A 16,714-nucleotide genomic window follows, 5' to 3' on the forward strand; every position below is an offset into this window, starting at 1 on the left:
AGATGGCGCAGGGCAATGGCATCAAAATGAAGGACGTGGACGACAGCGAAATCGTTCTTTCGGTGCGTGACGTCACCGTTGCTATCGACGGAAAGCTGATCCTCGACAAACTTTCGCTCGATATCAGACGCGGCGAGATTCTAGGCTTTGTCGGCGCCTCGGGCGCTGGCAAATCGGTGCTTTTGCGCACCATCCTTGGCCTGCTGCGCAAGCAATCCGGAACGATCAAGTTGTTCGGCGTTGATGTCGATAAAGCGAGCGACATGGAACGTCTTCGCGTCGACATGCGGCTTGGTGTGCTGTTCCAGCATGGCGCGCTGTTTTCGGCTCTGACCGTGCAGGAAAACGTGCAGGTGCCGATGCGCGAATATCTCGACCTGCCGAAAAAGCTGATGGACGAGCTGGCGCTGCTCAAGATCGAGTTGGTCGGGCTGCCGCCGGACGCGGCGCAGAAATTTCCCTCCGAACTTTCCGGCGGCATGATCAAGCGCGCCGCACTGGCACGCGCGCTTGCGCTCGACCCTGACATCGTCTTTCTCGACGAGCCGACGTCCGGCCTCGATCCTATCAGTGCGGCCGAATTCGACGAACTCGTCGTCAAGCTGCGCGACACCATGGATTTGACCGTCTATATGGTCACGCATGACCTTGATACGCTGTTTACTGCTTGCGACCATGTGGCGGTGCTCGGCAAGAAGAGAGTATTGGTCGAGGGCACTATCGACGACATGCTGAAGAGCGAGGAACCGTGGGTGAAATCCTATTTCCGCGGAAAACGCGCCCGGCAACTTGATCTTGCCGCACGTGCATAGCCATAAGTGAAGCCATGGAAACCAGAGCCAACTACGTCATTGTCGGCATTTTCACGCTGGTTGCGATCCTGGCGGCGTTCGCTTTCGTCTATTGGACTGCCGCGATCGGCGACAGGGGCGAGACCACGCTGCTGCGCGTGCGTATTCCAGGTTCGGCTTCCGGCCTCGGCCCAGGCAGTCTGGTGCTGTTCAACGGCGTCAAGGTCGGTGTGGTCAAACGCGTCTATCTCGACCTCGACAATCCGACGGTCGCCATCGCCGACACCGAAGTCGACCGGCTGACACCGATCACCAAGTCGACGCAGGCCGATCTCGGCCTTGCCAACCTCACCGGCCAAGCCAATATCGAACTCAAGGGTGCCGATCCCAAGGAAGTCAAGCTTCTCGACCAGGCCGAGAAGGAAGGCAAGGTTGCCGAGATCGTCGCCAACCCCTCGGCCGTGACCAACCTGCTGCAGACGGCGCAGAACATCTTCACTCGTGCCGACAAGGTGCTTTCGGAGCTCGAAGGCTTCACCAAGGATGTTCGCGGGCCGCTGACGCAGACCGTCCAGAACGCGCAGACATTCTCCGATGCACTTGCCAAGAATGCCGATGGCATCGACAAGTTCCTGTCCGCCGTCAGTGCGCTGTCCGATGAGCTGAAAGGCGTTTCCGGCAAGCTGGACGGCACGCTGAAGGCCGCCGAAGGGATTCTCAATGCTGTCGACAAGGACAAGATCAAGAGCATCGTTGCCAATGTCGACACTGTGACCGCGAATCTCAAGGAAACATCGCAGCAGCTCGACGGCGTGATCAAGAACGTCGACACCGCGGTCGGATCCGTCAATGATTTCGCCAAGCACACGCAAGGCACGCTGGCCAAGGTGGACGGCGTGCTCGACGGCATCGACCCGGCGCAGGTGCGCACAGCTCTCGCCAACATCCAGAAGGCGAGTGAAAGCGCCGACAAGGCCGCCGCCGACATCGCGGTCGTGACCAACAAGTTCGCCAACCGCGCCGACGATATCGACCAGACGATCAAGGACGCCAAGCAACTGGCGCAGCGGCTCAACGACGCCTCGGTGCGAGTCGACGGCATCCTCGCCAAGGTCGATACCTTGCTTGGGTCGGGACAGGCCGACGGCGTGATGGCCGACGCCCGGGATACGCTGAAGTCGTTCAAGCAGGTCGCCGATACGTTGAATGCGCGGCTTGGCGTCATCACCGACAATCTGGCGCGCTTCTCGGGCCAGGGGCTGTCGAACGTCGAGGCGCTCGTACAGGACAGCCGCCGCTCGATCAGCCGCATCGAGGAGGCGGTCACGGATCTCAGCCGCAATCCGCAACGCATTCTTTCGGGTGGCGACGGCGAGGTTCGGCAATTCGACGGCAGGGCGCGGCGTTGACTTCGGCATCGGCGCGCCCCAAGAACATGAGTTGCGGATGCGGGTTGATCTTACGATCCGGGGACAACGGGGATCGCGCGTGAAGTCGGTGTGGGTGAGAACGGGTGGGTTGACACCGGCTGCGGCGCTGCTTGCGCTATCGCTTGCCGGCTGTGCGGTACTGGGCGGCAAGCCTGCGCCGCTCGACACATTCGAGCTTTCGGCGCCGTCGGTCGATGCCCATGGCCACAGCCGCAAGCAAATCCTGATCGCCCAGCCTTCGGCGCTCAAGGCGCTGGACAGCCAGAACATCGTCATCAAGCCTTCCGACCGCTCGATCCAGTATCTGAAGGGTGCGCAATGGGCCGACCGTCTGCCGCTGATCGTGCAGGCGCGGCTGGCCGAGACCTTCCAGCGCTCGGGCAGCTTTGCCGGTGTCGGCAAGCCGGGCGAGGGCCTGGCGATCGATTACCAGGTGATCGTCGAGATACGGTCCTTCGAGGTGCGCGTCGAAGGCGGCGAACACGCCGAGGTCGACCTGTTCGTACGCATCCTCAACGACCGCAACGGCGAGGTGCGCGCATCCAAGAGCTTTACGGCTTCCGCGCCTGTTTCGGGCAGTGGCAACCCTGCCTATGTCAGCGCGCTCGACAGCGCTTTCGGCGATGCAGCCAAGCAGATCGTGCGTTGGACCGATTCGGTGATCTGAGCGCCGGGCGCACTGAATCCCGCCAGGCTCTTTCAAGCTACAAGCGGTCGAAGACATCAGGCCGCAGCTTTCCAGTCTTCATCAGGTGCTGCAGGGTGTAGGTTACGGATAGCGCGTCGTCGAGTGCGTCATGGCCCTGCAACGGTGGGTGTTCGACGCCATAATACTCCGCAAGCTTGTTGCTCGGCGTCCTCGCCAAATCCTCGATCGGCATGCCGGCCGCGATCAGCAGCTTTACGGCATTGTCGAACCGAGTGGCCGGGATGGAAGGCTGAATGCCGGCGACATAGCAACTGACGGCGATCATGTTCAGCTCGTCCTTGCCCCAGGACCAGAACCGCGCCCCGCCGGAAAAACGATCGACGTCGGCAAGGGCATCTCCCAGCGCGACCCCCTCGGTCTCGATATCGTCTTCGGTGATGCCGGTCAGTTTGGTGAAGAACGGGTCGAGTGCGTATCTCCGGCCAAACCGGTCGATCGGCCTGACATAGGCCTTGTGTGTAGCGAGCAGCGGAAAGTCGTCTTCAAGCCCAAGCCTCACCGCGCCGATCTGCGCGATGACCGGGTCGGGATCGTGGGCCGCGCACCAGAATCGGCGTTGCGAGCCCTCAAGGCAGAGAAACTCGCAGTCGAATATGATCGCCGTCTTCACGGTCGGCACCCTTTTTTATCGAGGGTTTGGCCAGCGGGTTCGCTTCTCGAACGCGTCCGGCCGATGTGGGAAAGTTTCAGTGTGCAGAGGAGGTTTGGAACAGGCCGGGCCATGGCCCCGCCTGTTCCATCCTGGCTTAGTGCAGGCGGCCGCTGGCGTGGGCCAGCATGGTGTAGACCTTGCCGGTGTCCGACGTCAGGTAGGTCTGTGCCATGATGTTGTCGCGGTCGTTGCGCGAGACATCCTTGAGCAGCTTCTCGAAGTCGTCGCAGTAACGGTCGACGGCGGCGCGGAACTCGGCCTCGCCCTGATACTTGCGGCGGATTTCGTCGAATGTCTGCTGGCCCTTCAGCGTGTAAAGCCGGCGCGTGAAGACGTCCCGCTCGCCGCGCCGATAGCGGTTCCACAACTCGATCGAAGCGTCGTGGTCGATGGCCCGCGCGATGTCGACGGAGAGCGAGTTCAGCGATTCCACGACATGCAGCGGCGAGCGCTGGGCAGGGGCCGCGCGCGGTGCTTCAGCAGGCGCCGAAGGCGGTGCTGCCGGCCTGAGCTCCGCGTCGTTCGACGCCGCGGTCAGCAGGTCACGCACCCAGCCGCCTTGCGGCGTGCGGGCGTTGGCGTCAGGACGCTGGCGCGGTGCCGCCTCGGCCGGACGCTCGAGATCGAGCGTGCCTCGCAGCGCGGTGCCGCCCAGCGGCGCCTGGGGTGTGCGAAGCTCCGGCTGCGGCGCGGGCGCACGACGCGGCGGCTCGGCGGGACGTGCCGCCGGGGCTTGCGGTGCCGGGCGCAGATTGCGTGGCTCCGCGGTATCGCCGCCACCGCGACCGGACTTGGCAACGATGTCCGAAAGCTCCTTCAGGGCGTTGATCTGCTCGGAGACCGCGCGGCGGATGGCAGAGGTCGATTCCTTTGCCTCTTCCGGCATCTCGATGACGCCTTTCTTGAGCTCGGCGCGGGTGAGGTCGAGTTCGCTCTTGATCGAGCTCGCGGTGCGCCGCATCTCATCGGTGGCATCGGCGAAGCGCTTGGTCGCCGAATCGACGACGTCGGTGATGGCGTTGCGGATCTTGTCGGCCGACTCCATCGTCTTGCCTTCGGCGTTCTGCAGCGTCTGGCCGACGAGATTTTCGAACGAGCGCATGACCCTTTCGAGATCTTCCGACTTCTTGACCAGGCCGACGGCGAGGTCTTCAAGCGACGACTGCCTTTCCAGCGTGTGCTCGAGGTTGCTCTGGGCCGAGCTCAACAGATCCGAGGCGCTGGCCAGCAGACGGCTGTGTTCATCGAACTTGGTGGCGATCGAGGCCACTTCGCGCAAGGTCGACGATGACAGTTCCGTCAGCCTCGTGGTGTTCGAATCGACCAGGCGCGCTGAGCTGGCGAAGGTCTGCGCCGCCTTTTCGGTGGTCGCCGCGAAGCTTTGCGTGCTGCCGCTCAGGCGTTCGTCGACCTGGCCGAGGTTGACCGCGGCCTGCTCGATCAGCTGACCGAGCTGCGAGCTGGACGTGGTCATGCGGCCGATCAGATCGGCAACGCTGTCGGACAGCGACGAGCGGGCGCCTTCGACCGCCGACAAGGTCTCGGCGGTGCGGCTGGCGAGCGCGTTGACCAGGGCAGCATTCTCGCTGCGCAGCTTCTCGGTGGCGCGTTCGGTGACCTCTTCCATGCTCTTCTGCAGTTCTGAGCCGCCCTGGGCGAAGCGCTCGACCAGAGGCCGCGCGGTCTCGTCGAGGATTTTGGACATTTCGGCCGACCGCGCCGCGAGCATGGTGTTGAGTTCGCGGGTGTTGGCGCCGATCGTCTTGGCGGCATCGTTGGTGCTCTGGCCGATATGCTGGCCAACCGCGGTGAAGGTCTCTGCGATCACATTGGCACGCGAAACAAGCTGCGCCTCGGCGGTTGACACCTGCTCGTTGAGCCTCTGGCCCATTGCCTCCGTGGTGTTGGCGAGCCGGTTCTCGACGCTGGTGATCTGCTCCTCGACACGGGCGGCCGCGGCCGCCGCGCTCGATGCAAGACGCTCGTCGGCGCCGGCAAGTGCCTGCTCGATTTCGCGGGCGTGCACGGCCATCTCCTGGCCGGTCTGGCGCGCACGGTCGGCAACCCTCTGCTCGGTGCTGGCGAAAGCACCGACGATGGTCTGCGCATGTTCGCCGATCGTCGACGTGCTGTCGGCGATGCGCGAGACCAGGCGCTGGTCGGCATCGTCGAAGATGCGGCCGATTTCCGAAGCACGGTTGGACAGCGCGTCCGAGCCTTCCGCGATGCGTGAAACCAGTTGCTGGTCGGCGGCATCGAAGATGCGGCCGAGGTCCGATGCGCGGGCGGCCAGCGCCTCGGCGGATTCGCCGATGCGCACGCCGAGCCGCTGGTCGGCGCTTTCGAAGTTGCGCAGGATGTCGCCGGCGCGGGCGGCCAGCGACTGTGCCGTCTCGACGGCGCGGGCAACCAGCTTCTGGTCGGCCGCATCAAAGGCCCCCGCAATCTCGTTTGCACGGGCAGCCAGATGATCAGCGGTGTCCTGAGCCCGGGCGGCCAACTGATCGGTTGTTGCCTGGGCGCGGGCGGCAAGCTTCTGGTCCGCCACGTCGAAGGTGCCGGCGATCTCGCCGGCGCGGGCGGCCAGCTGGTCGGCGGCTTCATGGGCACGGGCCAGCAGCGAGCTGGAGGTGTCGTCGGCACGGGCCAGCAAGGCGTTAGATGTATCTTCCGCACGGGCGTGGAGGCGACGATCGGCCTCCTCGAACGTGCGGGCGATGTCTTCGGCCCGTGCAAGCAGGGCGGCGGACGTCTGCTCGGCGCGCTCGGCGATCTTGCGGTCGGCGTCGCTGAAGGCCGCACCAGCTTGCTCATGCAACGTGCTGGTGACTTCCAGGACCTTTTCGCGCAAGGCGCCGGCAACGAACACCGCGCTCTTCTCAAGCACGCTCCGAACATTGTCGACGCCGGTCGAGAGCGCACGCTCCATGGTTCCGGCGCGTTCCTCGATGATGCCGGTCTGACGGCTGAACGCCTGCTCGATCTTGTCCACATCGGCGGCGATCGCGGCCGAAATGTCGGTGCTCCGGGCCGCGATCTGGTCGATGTGGCCGGACAGCGAGCGATCGACATCCTTGCGGGTCTCGGAAAGCTTGCCGAGATCGTCTTCCAGCGCGCGGGTGAGCATATTGCGGCCTTCGGCCAGCTTGCCGACATGGCCGGCGATGATGCCGTCGATCTCACCGCGGCTTTCGGTCAGCTTCTGCAGGTCGGCCTCCAGCACCCGCGAAAGCTGCCCGCGATCCTCCACCAGCTTTTCCGACTGGCTCGATATGACACCCCTGATGGTGTTGAGGTCCGATTCCAGCGCGCGCTTGAGAATGTCGCGGCCTTCGGCGAGCTTCTCGACCTGGCCGGCGACCAGACCGTCGATGCTGGAGCGGCTTTCGGCCAGCTTGGCCAGATCGGCTTCGAGGGCGCGTTTGAGAACGTCGCGTCCTTCGGCGAGTTTCTCGACCTGGCCGGCAACCAGGCCGTCAATGCTCGAACGGCTTTCGGCCAGCTTGGCAATATCGTCCTCGAGGGCTCTCGACAGAGTAGAACGATCCTGGATCAGCCTGTCTGCATGGCTGTTGACCAGGCCGCTGACGCTCTCAAGGTCGGCTTCCAGAGCTCGCGCGAACTGCGCGCGGTCATCGACAAGCTTCTGCGACTGGTCGTTAACCGCACCTCTGATTGTGTTGAGGTCGGTTTCCAGAGCCCGCTTGAGGATATCTCGGCCTTCGGCGAGCTTCTCGACCTGGCCCGAAACCAGCCCGTCAATGCTGGACCGGCTCTCGGCCAGTTTAGCCAGATCGTCTTCCAACGCCTTGGACAGCGTCGACCGGTCCTGCACCAACTTTTCGCCATGGCTGCTGACGAGGCTGTTGACGCTTTCGAGATCGGCTTCGAGCGCCCGAGCGAACTGGGCGCGATCGTCGACCAGTCTCTGAGACTGGTCGGCAACAGTGTTCTTGATCGTGTGGAGGTCGGCTTCCAGGGCGCGCTTGAGAATGTCGCGGCCTTCCGACAGCTTCTCGACCTGACCGGCGACCAGACCGTCGATGCTGGAACGGCTGTCGGCCAGCTTGGCGAGGTCGTCCTCGAGGGCCTTCGACAAGGTCGAACGATCCTGAACCAGCCTGTTCATGTGGTCGGCGATCACACTGTTCACATTCTGCAGGTCGGCTTCCAGGACCCGCGACAGCTGTCCGCGGTCCTCCGCCAGCCTTTCCGACTGGCTCGAGATTACGCCCTTGATGGTGTTGAGGTCCGATTCCAGCGCGCGCTTGAGAATGTCGCGGCCCTCGGCCAGCTTCTCGACCTGACCGGCGACGAGGCCGTCGATGCTCGAGCGGCTTTCGGCCAGCTTGGCAAGATCGGCTTCGAGCGTCTGCGACAGCAGGCTGCGGTCGTTGGCAAGCTTGACCGAATGATCGTCAAGCAGGCCCCTGATGCCCGAGAGGTCGTTCTCGAGCGAACGGCCGAGATGGCCGCGGTCTTCCACCAGCTTTGTCGAATGCGCCTCGATCAGGCTCTTGATGCCGGCGATGTCGTTTTCCAAGGCCTGGGCGAGCACCGCGCGGCCTTCGGCGATCTTCTCGACCTGGCCGGCGACCAGACCGTCGATGCTGGCGCGGCTGTCGGACAATTTGCCGAGATCTGCTTCCAAGGCGCGCGACAGGATGTTGCGACCTTCGGCGAGCTTTCCCACATGATCGGCGACCATTTCATCAATGATCGTACGGGCTTGCACGAGTTTTCCGGAGTCTTCGTTGAGAGCCAGCGAGAGCCGGTTGCGGCCTTCTTCGAGCCTTTCGAGATGGCTGCCGAGCGACGCATCGATGGCAGCGCGCGATTCGTTGACCTTGCGCAGATCCTCTTCGAGGGCGCGCGCGATCAGGGTGCGGCCTTCGGCCAGCTTCTGCACCTGGTTGGTCACCGCGGCATCGATGCCGGCGCGACCCTCGGCGAATTTCGCCAGATCCGCCTGCATGGCTTCGGCCATGCGCTCGCGGCTTTCGGACAGTTTGCGGCTGTGGTTTTCGACGGCTTCCTCGATGCCGACGCGGGCGTCGGCAAGCCGCTGGATGTCGCTGTCGAAGGAACGCGAGACGACATGACGCGCCGCTTCCATGCGCCCGGCGAAGTCGCTGGCGCGAGCTTCGAGCATGCTCGATGTCGAGGTGACGATGTCGGCCATATCGGCGCCGATCTGGGTCTTACCCTGATCGATCATCGCGGCCAGCGTATCCTTGCTCTCGGCGAAGGTGTGGGCGATTTCGCGGGCGCGCTCGACCAGCGTTTCATTGATCTGGCGGGCGCGGGCCTCGAGCGCGGCGTTGAGCTTCTGGGTGCCGGTGTCCAGCGCCTCGGCGCGGGTCTGGAACTCGCTGATCAGCGCCTGGCCGCGTTCGGCCAGCGTGCGCTCGATGCCGTTGAGGCTGGCTTCGAATTCCGAATTGAGGGTGCGCGCGGCGCCGCCAAGCAGCGACACCATGCCGGTGGTGCGATCGTCGAGCAGATCGGTCAGCGACCGGGTCAGGCCGTCCGTCGTGTCCGTCAGCTTGGCAATGCGCGTGTCGAGAAGGCTGGCGAAGGCCTCGCCAGAGGTCGACAGCCTGTCGGTGATGTTATCAAGCCGGCCTTCCACGGAATCGAAGATCGACATCGAGCTTTCGTTGATGCGGTCGATCAGCGTGTCGCCGGAGTTGGTGATCGTCATCGACAGCTTGGTCGATGCGTTGAGGATCGAGTCGCGGATGATGTCGCTGGCAGCGCCGATTTCATCTCGGAGCGTCTCATGCGCACCCGAAATCGAGGCGCGGACGCGCTCCGCATGGGTGACGACCGCCTCGCGCTCGCTGCCCAGCCCGTCGACGAGCGAACGGATGCGGGTTTCGTTTTCAGAATAGGAGCGCTCGATCTGGTTGACTTCGCTGTGGACCAGCGTTTCCAGTTCCACGGCGCGGGCGAGCGTGCGTTCGATGCCTTCGCCCATGGCCGCCACCTCGCGGCGAACGGCCTGGCCGATCATCATGACGCGGTCCTGCGCCATGTTTTCCGGCTCGGTCAGGCGGAAGGCCACTTCCGTCATCGACTGTGCGGCAAGGCGCATGTCCTGGGCGCGGCGAATCATGGCCGCGAAGGCCCAGAACAGGATGATCGGCACGATCGCCGCGACGGCGATGCCAATCAGCTCGGGACGGGCCAGGAACTGGTCGAGCGTGCGGATCCGCCAGATGCTCGGTCCGAACAGCAGGTTGGCCAGCCCGCCGGCGCCCGCGATCCAGGCGAGCGAGACAAAGGCAATGATCCAGTAGACGGTGTTGGAGGCGCGCCTGTTCAGGCTGTGCAGAAGCGTCTTGTAGTCCTTCTGACGATCGTCATTCGCCGGCGCAAAGCCCGTCGGCTGCGTGCCATTGCCATTGCGTGTCTCAACGGGACGCAACTCGGCGGGCTTGGCCTTTGCGGCCTGATTGGCAACAGGAGCCTGATTGGCGGCGGGCGCCGGCTTCTGGTTGCGTCCCTCGCGTGCCAGTTCGTCGGCGGCCTGGGATATCTGCGCTTCCAGATCTTCCATCGAAGCCGCGATATCGAGGTCGCCGCTGCCGACATCGCTGCTGAGGTCGAGATCGAGCGCTTTTTCCAGTTCCCTGGCCACGTCGCTGTCGAGATTTCTCGTCGTCGTCGTTGGTTTCTTTGCCATGCCTTCGCTACCCTGTACTAGCTGCCGCGGGCTTATAATTGTCGTTGTCGTACCCCCGCGCAGGAGGCTGAAAATGGACCCTCGTATCGTAATGACACAGGGGGGTAAAGAAAACATGCATTCCGCGAGATACGTAAAACTTTAAATATAAGGTTAACGGAAGCGTGATTTGGGCGCCGCTTTCGCAACATTTTTCCCGGCCATTCATTAACCCGTTGTCCATTGGATTCGCCTAGTTTTTCGGGCGACCGAAGAAACGGAGTTCGAGTTCATGCGTGGCGAAAGCGGCATTGCCTTCTCAATGCCCGGGGGCGACGTATCGGGAACCAGGCAGTCCCGACCGGTCGATTTGGCACACCTTGCCCGGCAAACGATGGGCGACCGCGCCCTTGAGCAGGAAGTGCTGGCGCTGTTTGTACAGCAGGCGCTGTCGGTGCGCGACAAAATAGTCGATGCCGACATCAAGGACAGGCTTCTGCTGGCGCATGGATTGAAAGGGTCGGCTCGCGGCGTCGGCGCCTTCGCCATCGCCGATTGCGCGACCGAGATCGAGCGGCGACCGGAAGACAACCAGACACTCAAACGGCTTGGCAAGCTGATCGACGAAGTGCGCGATTTTATCGCCGCCATCAATCGCTGATCCCGGTTTGTGGAAAAACGTCACGGAGCGGCGCTTTCGCGCGGCAGTTGACTTGTCTGCCGGAGTGATTATCTCGGCGGAAACTCTCAGGTGACAAATGACCAAACTGACCTTCATCGCCCATGACGGCACACATTTTGACATGGATGCCGAAAACGGCTCGACGGTCATGGAAAACGCCATCCGCAACGCCGTGCCGGGGATCGAGGCGGAGTGCGGCGGTGCTTGCGCCTGCGCGACCTGCCACGTCTATGTCGACGAGGCGTGGACGGCGGAAGTCGGCGAGCCGGAAGCGATGGAAGAGGACATGCTGGACTTCGCCTACGACGTGCAGCCGAACTCGCGGCTGTCCTGCCAGATCAAGGTGCGCGACGCGCTCGATGGCCTGGTGGTGCGGGTGCCGGAGCGCCAGGGCTAAGGCGCCTTCGGCCCACGTTCCAATTTCTTTGGCACTTGCTGCTTGGCAGCAGGCCACGGCTCATGCAGTCTCGCCCCATTCCCAAGGGGACACATCGCATGACCGAAACAATCAAGACGGACGTTCTCATTGTCGGGGCAGGGCCCGTCGGCCTGTTCGCCGTGTTCGAGCTTGGCCTGTTCGACATGAAGTGCCACCTGATCGACATCCTCGACCGGCCGGGCGGCCAATGCGCGGAACTCTATCCGGAGAAGCCGATCTACGACATTCCCGGCTGGCCTTCGATCTCGGCGCAAGGGCTGGTCGACAAATTGCTCGAGCAGATCCACCCGTTCAAGCCCGACTTCACCTACAATCGCATGGTCTCCAGCCTCGAGAAGCTGGAGGATGGCAGCTTTCGCGTCACCACCGACGAGAACGAGGTGTTCGAGGCCAAGGTGGTGGTGATCGCCGCTGGCGGCGGCTCGTTCCAGCCGAAGCGGCCGCCGATCCCGGGCATCGAGCCCTATGAAGGCAAGAGCGTCTTCTATTCGGTGCGCCGGATGGAGGATTTTCGCGGCCACGACATCATCATTGTCGGCGGCGGCGACTCGGCGCTCGACTGGACGCTGAACCTGCAGCCGGTGGCAAAGAGCGTGACGCTGGTCCATCGGCGCCCTGAATTCCGCGCGGCTCCCGACAGCGTCAACAAGATGTATGCCATGCAGGAGATGAAGCAACTGGGGTTCAAGGTCGGCCAGGTGACCGGTCTCACCGGGGCTAATGGCCAGTTGTCATCGGCCACGATCAAGGGCGGTCCGGACGGCGATATCGAAGTGCCATGCACGCGCATGCTGCCGTTCTTCGGCCTGACCATGAAGCTCGGGCCGATCGCGGAATGGGGGCTCAATCTCCATGAGAACCTGATCCCGGTCGACACCGAGAAGTTCCAGACGTCGGTGCCTGGCATTTTCGCGGTCGGCGATATCAACTGGTATCCAGGCAAGCTGAAGCTGATCCTGTCGGGCTTCCATGAAGTGGCGCTGATGGCGCAGGCCGCCAAGCGCATCATCAGCCCCGGCGAACGGATCGTGTTCCAGTACACGACCTCGTCGACAAGTCTGCAGAAGAAGCTCGGCGTCTCCGGCTAGAGCTTTTTCGGATGCAATTCCCAAGGGAAAGCGCCATGCGCTTTTCCCGGGAAAACCGTTTTACACTTTTCCTGGAATTGCTCCATTTACTCCGCCAGGATCGGTGCCGGTTACTCCGCCAGGATCGGCGCCGGATTGTCGACATGGCCGCGAAGCTCTTTCTCGGGCATCAGCGTCAGCGTGATGAGCCCCAGCACCAAAGTGGCGGCCGCGACGAGAAAGATCATCATGAAGGGTTGGACTGATACGACGTGTCCAGCTATCTGCACGCCTTCGCCGGCCAGCGGCAGCCCAAAGCCCAGAGCGACGGCGCCAAGAATCGCGACTCCCAACGCACTGCCCAGCGAACGCAGGAAGGTCAGCACGCCCGTTGCTACGCCGAGGTGCATGCGGTCGACGGCGTTCTGCACGGAGACGGTGGTTACGGGAAATGTCGTCCCGGTCCCCAATCCGATGCAGATGGTCAGCACTTCGACAACAAGCAGCGTTGCATGGCCGGCGACAAAGGCCAGCAGGCCCATGCACAGGGAGGCGAAGATGACGCCGGTCATCGCGATGCGCTTGTAATGGGTGAAGCGCGGTATCAGGCGGCCGCTGGAAGCGGCGCCGCCCACGGTTCCAAGCAGAAGGCCAAGCATCGCAATGCCCGATTGGCTGGCCGTCAGGCCAAGGATCGACTGCAGATAGACGGCAAGGCCGACGCTGGAGGCCTGGAACAGGAACATCGACAGAGTGCCGGCCAGGACGATCGGATTGCCCAGCACCTCGAGCGAGATGAGCGGTTCGGCGGCTCGCATCAAGCGCAGGGCAAAGGCGCCCCAGAAAAGGGCGGAGCAGGCCAGGACACCAATGACTTCCGGCGATAACCAGGGGTAGGCGCTGCCGCCCCAGTTCAGCGCCAGCAGCAGCAGGGCCGTGGCCACAATCAGAAGCAACGCGCCAAGACCATCGATGCTGTGGTTCTTGGCGGCGATCGGCAGCTTCTTGAGTGGCTTGTTGATGATCGCCATCGCAAGGAAGCCCAGCGGGATATTGATCCAGAAAATCAGCGACCAGTGCAGATGTTGCGCGAAGGTGCCGCCCAGCAGCGGCCCGGCGACGCTGGCGACGGCCCACGTACCGGAGAACCACGCCGCATAGCGCGCCCGCTCGCGCGGCGGAACAAGGTCCCCGACCACCGTCTGCGTCAGGGCAAAAAGGCCGCCGCCACCGGCACCCTGGATGGCGCGTCCCAGGACAAGGACGAACATGTTGGGAGCCATTGCGCTGACCAGCGATCCGGCGAGAAAGATAAGGATTGCCGCATAGACGGTCGGCCGACGGCCATAGACATCGGAAATCTTGCCGTAGAGCGGCGCCACGGCGGTTGCGGTCAGGAGGTAGCCGGTGACGATCCATGGCAGGTATTCGGCATGGCCGAGCGAGCGCCCGATGGTCGGCATGGCAGGCGCGACGATGGTCTGGTCAAGTGCGGCCAGCAGCATCGACAGGAGAACGCCGCCGATGATGGCGTTCTTCTCGCTTTCGGTCAGTGGTGTGGCGGCAGCCGCCATGGTCTGCTTGTCGGCAGCCTGGTCCATAGTCTTTGTCCATGTGCTTTGCGCGCTGTCCGGGTCACCGATTGGGCTTGCCTGGTGTGTCCGCCGCGCGATCGGTCGTGGTGCCCGTGCCTCGAGGGTTGTGTCCTGCCAACCTGTGATATGTCGTTCCGTATAGGCCGATTTCGACTGCCGTTCGAAAATTTTTCGAAGCTGGCACTACGCTTCAGCCCGGTTGGCTTGCATCGGCGCCATTGAGGACGCCGACGAAATTCAGGCCGGTGGCGGCAACTGACCGTTCTCGATGCGCTGGATTCGATAGCGCATGAGCCGCAGGATACGGCTTTCGAAATTGACGCTTTCGACGCGATCGAACTGCACCTGGGCGCGGTCGTGGCTGGCGAGAATGGCGGCGGTGATCTCGGCCGCCTTGGCCTTGGCCGCACCGCAATCCTTCTGCGGATAGGTCGCCTTCAGCGCGTCTTCCAACTGGCGGCCATGGTTCTTGGCGATCTCGACATGGCGTTCTTCGTGGCGCTTGATGTCGGCAGCCAGCGTATCCCAGAACAGCTTCACATCCGGGTCCGCCTTGCGCGGGCGGCGCCATTCCGGAAGGATCACCTTGACCTTGACGGTCACAACCGCGTCGGCGATCCGGCAGGAGCCAGCCTGTTTTGCGTAGCTGATACGGGTGGTGAAGGCCATCTGGGTGGCGCCGGGGTGGCGCGAGCCCGTGCTTTTGACCTGCGGTCCGTGTATGGAGAGCTGCTTCTCGATGTCTTCGAGCGTGCTGCCGCCAATGGAAAAATAGCTGTATGTTTTCACCAGATTGGCCGCGCCCGCCGGGACGGCGGTCACGGCAAGCAGCAGTGCGCAAAGCAGGGATCGTTTCATCATATTGCCTCTTCCACCACCTTGCTTTACGGCCGTTGCCGGCGCAACGGAATTGATCCTTTGCGGATCACACATCGTTGATGAGCCCCATGGTAGATGAGCAATGACGGCAACGCGATGGCAGCTGGCGCATGGACGCCATCTCGACCTTGGCGGCAAGGCCGTGGTCGTCGGCATCCTCAACGTCACCCCCGACAGTTTTTCCGACGGCGGGCTGTTTGATGCGCCCGAAGCGGCACTGGCACAGGCGCGCCGTATGGTCGGGGAAGGGGCTGGCATCATCGATGTCGGCGGAGAATCGACCCGGCCGGGCGCCGCCGCCATATCGGCCAGCGAGGAACAGGCGCGTATCCTGCCGGTGATCGAGGCGCTGGCGAGCGCCAATGAGGTGCTGATTTCGGTCGACACCTATCGTTCTGAGACCGCGCGGCTTGCAGTAGCTGCCGGCGCACATATCGTCAACGATGTCTGGGGTCTGCAGCGCGAGCTCGACATTGCGCGGGTCGCGGCCGAAACCGGCGCCGGGCTCGTCATCATGCATACCGGACGGGACCGTGAGAAACTGCCCGACGTGATCGCCGACCAGTTTGTGTTCCTGGAAAGATCGCTGGAGATCGCGCGTCGCAACGGCGTCACGGACGATCGCATCGTGCTCGATCCCGGCTTCGGCTTCGCCAAGGAGACGGCGCAGGAAAATCTCGATCTGATGGCGCGGTTTTCCGAGCTCCATGCGCTCGGCTTTCCGCTGATGGCAGGCACCTCGCGAAAACGCTTCATCGGCATCGTCACCGGCCGTGATGCGGCCGACCGGGCTGCCGGGACGGCGGCGACCAGCGTCATTCTCAGGCTCAAGGGCGCGCATCTGTTTCGCGTCCATGATGTCGCAATCAACGTGGACGCGCTGGCCGTGGCGGATGCTATGCTGGCGCGTGAAATCGCTGTATCGGGACGCTGAGCCATGTATGTCATCCGCCTGAAGAACTGCGCCTTCTTTGCCCGGCATGGCGTGCTCGACGAAGAGGAGGCGCTCGGCCAGCGTTTCTATGTCGACGCGGTGCTGTCGGTCGAACCCGGACGCGCGCTTGTCGACGACGCCATCGAGGAGACCGTCAACTACGGCATTGCCTTTACGGTGATCGAGAAGATCATCACCGGCGAGCGGCGCTTCCTGATCGAGGCCCTGGCAATGGAAGTGGCAAAGGCGCTGACGGAGCGGTTTCCGCAGATAAAGAGGGCCGAAATCACCGTGCGCAAGCCGAACGCGCCGGTGCCCGGCGTGCTCGATTATGTCGAGGTGACCGTTGTCTGGCCCGAATAACACCGTCTACCTCAGCCTCGGCGGCAATCTGGGCGATCCGGCTGCCTCGATGGCGGCGGCACTGCGCATTCTCGACGCCGATGCGGATACGCGCGTCACCGCCGTCTCCTCGCTCTATCGCACGCCGCCCTGGGGCAAGCTCGATCAGCCGGATTTCCTCAACGCGGCCGCTGAATTGTCGACCCGGCTCTCGCCGCGGGCGCTGCTCGACCTCTGCCTCGACGCCGAGCGGAAGCTGAAGCGGGTGCGCGAGGAGCGCTGGGGGCCGCGCCTGATCGATATCGACATTCTGGTGTTCGGCGACCGCGTCATCCACGAAACCGGGCTGGAGGTGCCGCATCCGCGCATGCTGGAGCGCGCCTTCGTGCTGGCGCCGCTGGCTGAGATCGCGCCGGATCTTGCCGTCGGCGGGCGAAGCGTATCGGAGCGATTGGCTGGGGTCGAGACATCAGGCATCGAACGTCTGACGTCCGGCCGGGATTGGTGGCTGACCTGAGCGCTCTACT

The 16,714-nt window shown here is 63.4% G+C and carries 13 protein-coding genes; 9 read left to right on the plus strand and 4 right to left on the minus strand.

From position 1 onward, the window contains the following. The first annotated feature begins 2 nt into the window (after positions 1–2). Genes AC1D05_RS09420 through AC1D05_RS09430 form a run of 3 tightly spaced genes read left to right on the plus strand, consistent with a single transcriptional unit; the run spans position 3 to position 2,888 of the window. Positions 3–812, plus strand: a complete 810-nt coding sequence (locus tag AC1D05_RS09420) for an ABC transporter ATP-binding protein (protein ID WP_477440298.1) — start codon at positions 3–5, stop codon at positions 810–812. A 14-nt stretch (positions 813–826) separates the two neighbouring features. After that, positions 827–2,200, plus strand: a complete 1,374-nt coding sequence (locus tag AC1D05_RS09425; RefSeq protein ID WP_477440300.1) for an MlaD family protein — start codon at positions 827–829, stop codon at positions 2,198–2,200. 37 nt (positions 2,201–2,237) lie between these two features. Then, positions 2,238–2,888 carry an ABC-type transport auxiliary lipoprotein family protein gene (locus tag AC1D05_RS09430; protein ID WP_258583545.1) on the plus strand — a complete coding sequence of 217 codons (651 nt, stop codon included), beginning with the start codon at positions 2,238–2,240 and terminating at the stop codon, positions 2,886–2,888. Between the two features lie 37 nt (positions 2,889–2,925). Here AC1D05_RS09430 and AC1D05_RS09435 read toward each other — a convergent pair whose 3' ends face one another. Continuing rightward, complete coding sequence (locus AC1D05_RS09435) at positions 2,926–3,540, minus strand: 3'-5' exonuclease (RefSeq protein WP_477440303.1); 615 nt, start codon at positions 3,538–3,540, stop codon at positions 2,926–2,928. A gap of 136 nt (positions 3,541–3,676) precedes the next feature. Then, on the minus strand, positions 3,677–10,270 hold the full coding sequence (locus AC1D05_RS09440; RefSeq protein ID WP_477440305.1) for a kinesin: 6,594 nt from the start codon (positions 10,268–10,270) through the stop codon (positions 3,677–3,679). A 271-nt stretch (positions 10,271–10,541) separates the two neighbouring features. Between AC1D05_RS09440 and AC1D05_RS09445 the strand changes: the two genes are divergently transcribed. The 3 genes from AC1D05_RS09445 (at position 10,542) to AC1D05_RS09455 (ending at position 12,458) form a co-directional block, all read left to right on the plus strand. Further along, positions 10,542–10,910, plus strand: a complete 369-nt coding sequence (locus AC1D05_RS09445; RefSeq protein ID WP_172228633.1) for an Hpt domain-containing protein — start codon at positions 10,542–10,544, stop codon at positions 10,908–10,910. A 97-nt stretch (positions 10,911–11,007) separates the two neighbouring features. Next, complete coding sequence (locus AC1D05_RS09450; protein WP_027044661.1) at positions 11,008–11,328, plus strand: 2Fe-2S iron-sulfur cluster-binding protein; 321 nt, start codon at positions 11,008–11,010, stop codon at positions 11,326–11,328. Positions 11,329–11,426: 98 nt separating this feature from the next. Then, positions 11,427–12,458 carry an NAD(P)/FAD-dependent oxidoreductase gene (locus AC1D05_RS09455; RefSeq protein ID WP_477440307.1) on the plus strand — a complete coding sequence of 344 codons (1,032 nt, stop codon included), beginning with the start codon at positions 11,427–11,429 and terminating at the stop codon, positions 12,456–12,458. Between the two features lie 110 nt (positions 12,459–12,568). Here the strand turns inward: AC1D05_RS09455 and AC1D05_RS09460 are convergent, their stop codons facing one another. Both AC1D05_RS09460 and AC1D05_RS09465 read right to left on the minus strand, forming a co-directional pair. Then, positions 12,569–14,038, minus strand: coding sequence for an MDR family MFS transporter (locus tag AC1D05_RS09460; protein ID WP_477440309.1), 1,470 nt, complete (start codon positions 14,036–14,038; stop codon positions 12,569–12,571). Positions 14,039–14,269: 231 nt separating this feature from the next. Next, complete coding sequence (locus AC1D05_RS09465) at positions 14,270–14,893, minus strand: DUF922 domain-containing Zn-dependent protease (RefSeq protein ID WP_477440311.1); 624 nt, start codon at positions 14,891–14,893, stop codon at positions 14,270–14,272. Between the two features lie 100 nt (positions 14,894–14,993). On the opposite strand from AC1D05_RS09465, the gene folP reads away from it, so the two are divergent. Genes folP through folK form a run of 3 tightly spaced genes read left to right on the plus strand, consistent with a single transcriptional unit; the run spans position 14,994 to position 16,704 of the window. After that, complete coding sequence (gene folP / locus AC1D05_RS09470) at positions 14,994–15,845, plus strand: dihydropteroate synthase (RefSeq protein WP_477440313.1); 852 nt, start codon at positions 14,994–14,996, stop codon at positions 15,843–15,845. Between the two features lie 3 nt (positions 15,846–15,848). Continuing rightward, the gene (gene folB, locus AC1D05_RS09475) at positions 15,849–16,208 is read left to right on the plus strand and encodes a dihydroneopterin aldolase (protein ID WP_027044656.1); all 360 of its coding nucleotides are present in this window, start codon (positions 15,849–15,851) and stop codon (positions 16,206–16,208) included. Then, positions 16,192–16,704 carry a 2-amino-4-hydroxy-6-hydroxymethyldihydropteridine diphosphokinase gene (gene folK / locus AC1D05_RS09480; protein WP_477440315.1) on the plus strand — a complete coding sequence of 171 codons (513 nt, stop codon included), beginning with the start codon at positions 16,192–16,194 and terminating at the stop codon, positions 16,702–16,704. The genes folB and folK overlap by 17 nt, the downstream gene beginning before the upstream one ends. Positions 16,705–16,714: the final 10 nt, after the last annotated feature.

Source organism: Mesorhizobium sp. P2_E9, assembly GCF_056403815.1.